This is a genomic window from Methanospirillum sp. (genome assembly GCF_035560735.1).
Taxonomy (GTDB): Archaea; Halobacteriota; Methanomicrobia; order Methanomicrobiales; family Methanospirillaceae; genus Methanospirillum.
On sequence record NZ_DATMYY010000006.1, the window covers coordinates 1 to 2397 of the forward strand.

Below are 2397 nucleotides of genomic sequence, written 5' to 3' on the forward strand. Positions count from 1 at the left end.
AGAAAATCCCGGGTAGTGAACCTTGTACATCTTCACAAAAAATGAATCGATGACCTGGTCCAGATGAATTTCTGCAAAGAGTTCAGGATGAAGATCTTTGGCGATAGCCATTAGTGCAAGCGGCTGCTGTGGAGAAAATGAGTCAAAGATAAAGGGATCAGTGACTTCAAAGACTCTGCCGGTCTTCACTGCTTTCAGGTTTTTCCAATCTGCAAAATCACCTTTTCCACTTAATACGTCCGCAGGATCCACGTTCTCATTATACCACATATAGATTACATCGGGATCCAGCTTCTTTAAAAGGTCTAGTGATATTTTTGGGTGTTCCTGCATCTTTCCTTCAAGGTTAGCCTCTTCAAGCACGTTTTTTCCGCCGGCTAGTCTGATGAGGTCATTGGTAGCACTGTTCAGCCCTGCTGTCCCATAGATATCGTTCCACATCCAGTATACCCTCGGACGGCTCTCATCTGGTATGCCTCCGGTTTTATCGGTAACCATACGTGTATATTCTCCCATAATCGCTGACACCTCTGCTTCTCGTGCTTCATTCCCGATAATTTTAGCAAATACATTGTTTGCTCTTGAGACGTCAGAGAGTTTGGTGTAATACACACCATACACTGGCACATTCAAGGTCTGTCTGATAGATTTTGTGGCCTCATCGTTCCAGTCTGCTGACCAGAGTACAACCAGGTCAGGATCTGCCTTTTTTAGTGCTTCAAGATCTACTGTTCCGCCGTTTGTATTGATTTTTGGTTTATCATTATATCCGTGGTCTATAGATTGGAAGAATGGCTCTTTTTTCTCAGATATCCAGATGGGTCCGATTCCTGAAATCTTATCAGCACCACCCACTGCATACATGCTGTTCATTGCGTTTTCTACGAGGAATACCACGTGGCTTACCGGATATGGGATGGTTATATACTGACCACGGTCGTCCACGATTGTAATGGTGTGCCCTGCGGGATCAGCAATTTTTTCTGTGGAACCTGTTGTATCTGAATTTGCTACCCCGAAGAATGGCATAATTACCAGCATCAGAGTAAGGGCTGTTATCGCAGTTACACGTGTATTCATTCCTGCTCACCTGGTAACCAGAAATCTGCGTTTCAGTATATATAGTGCGAGTATTCTCTTTCCTGTTTCAGATTGTGACTCAACTTCGCTCTTATTATTGATCATGAATTGACCGGTTTACCAAGTCTCATACCCTCAGGTGCAGATATGTACAATATAAAAAGATTTATCTGCGGAGAGATATGCTTTGAGACGGGTTTGCGCATTCTGTAATGAAGAATTATCCTCTGATACCCAAGAGGATGACAGGATATCCCATGGTGTGTGTTCGTCCTGCTATAATCATATCAAGGCAAGTATGGGTGTCGATATTGGTGAATATATCAATATGCTTGACCTTCCTGTGGTGCTTGTTGATGAAGATATGCATATACTCTGTGCAAACCAGGAGATTCAAAAAATGACTTCAAATGAGATGCCTTCTGTAATTGGTCATCTCAGTGGGGAAGTATTTGAGTGTGATTATGCACGGTGTCCGGGTGGCTGCGGACACACAACACACTGTTCTGGTTGTGTCATTAGAAATTCGGTGAAAGAGACATACCTGACCGGAAGATCGGTAGACAAACGTTTTGCAACAATTGAAAAGGAAATTCAGGGTAAGTCTTCCCCATTAAACCTGCTGATCTCAACCAGAAAAACAGGTAATGTGGTGCTTCTTCAGGTTGAGGAGAGTTCAGGGAATACTTCCTCACCCTGCTGTGACCCTGATCAGTGAACCTGACTGCGAAGTAATCGATTTTCGGTTGTGTTTAAATAAGGGATATGATTTACTTCATACCGTGAGCGTGAAAATTGTCTGTATATTTTGCATCAATAGTCTGGATGTGCTGTACCAGCCAGTCTTTTAGAAAATTAAGAACTTCTATTGAAAGTCCTAGTTTCTTCTCACTTAACTCTTTGGCATACTCGTCGATTTTATCGATGAAGACCTTGTGTTGTTTCTTCTGTTCTACAAGGCCGGTATATCCAAAAGACTCCATATGTTTCTCTTCATCTGCAAAGTGAGTGACCGTATACTCTTTAAGCCCTTTTAGGATCTCTCCGAGTTCGGCATTTCCCTTTCCATTTGACATCGCTTCATGAAGCCGGTTGATAAGTTCAAAGAGTTTTTTGTGTTGATTGTCCATATTTTCAACATGAACCGAATATTTATCATTCCAGGTAAAAAGTGACATAATTAATCCACCTCCTGTGGATAGTCATATTCTCTATTTCAAGGTATTCAAAGTAACTGCCAGGTTCTTTCTCTGTCCTGGCATTATCAAATTTTCGCGGTTCATGTCTGGAGGGGAACGATGTCAAGATCGATAATTA

General features: G+C 42.1%; 3 protein-coding genes. 1 reads left to right on the forward strand and 2 read right to left on the reverse strand.

From position 1 onward, the window contains the following. Positions 1-1080, reverse strand: a 1080-nt coding sequence (locus tag VN429_RS00160) for an ABC transporter substrate-binding protein (RefSeq protein ID WP_325628482.1), incomplete at its 3' end; no start/stop codon positions are given. A 298-nt stretch (positions 1081-1378) separates the two neighbouring features. On the opposite strand from VN429_RS00160, the gene VN429_RS00165 reads away from it, so the two are divergent. After that, a complete protein-coding gene (locus VN429_RS00165; protein WP_325628484.1) occupies positions 1379-1798 on the forward strand; it encodes a hypothetical protein in 420 nt (139 codons plus the stop codon). Positions 1799-1850: 52 nt separating this feature from the next. Here VN429_RS00165 and VN429_RS00170 read toward each other — a convergent pair whose 3' ends face one another. Beyond that, positions 1851-2258 (reverse strand): bacteriohemerythrin, encoded by a 408-nt coding sequence (locus VN429_RS00170; protein WP_325628486.1) that lies wholly within the window; start codon positions 2256-2258, stop codon positions 1851-1853. Positions 2259-2397: the final 139 nt, after the last annotated feature.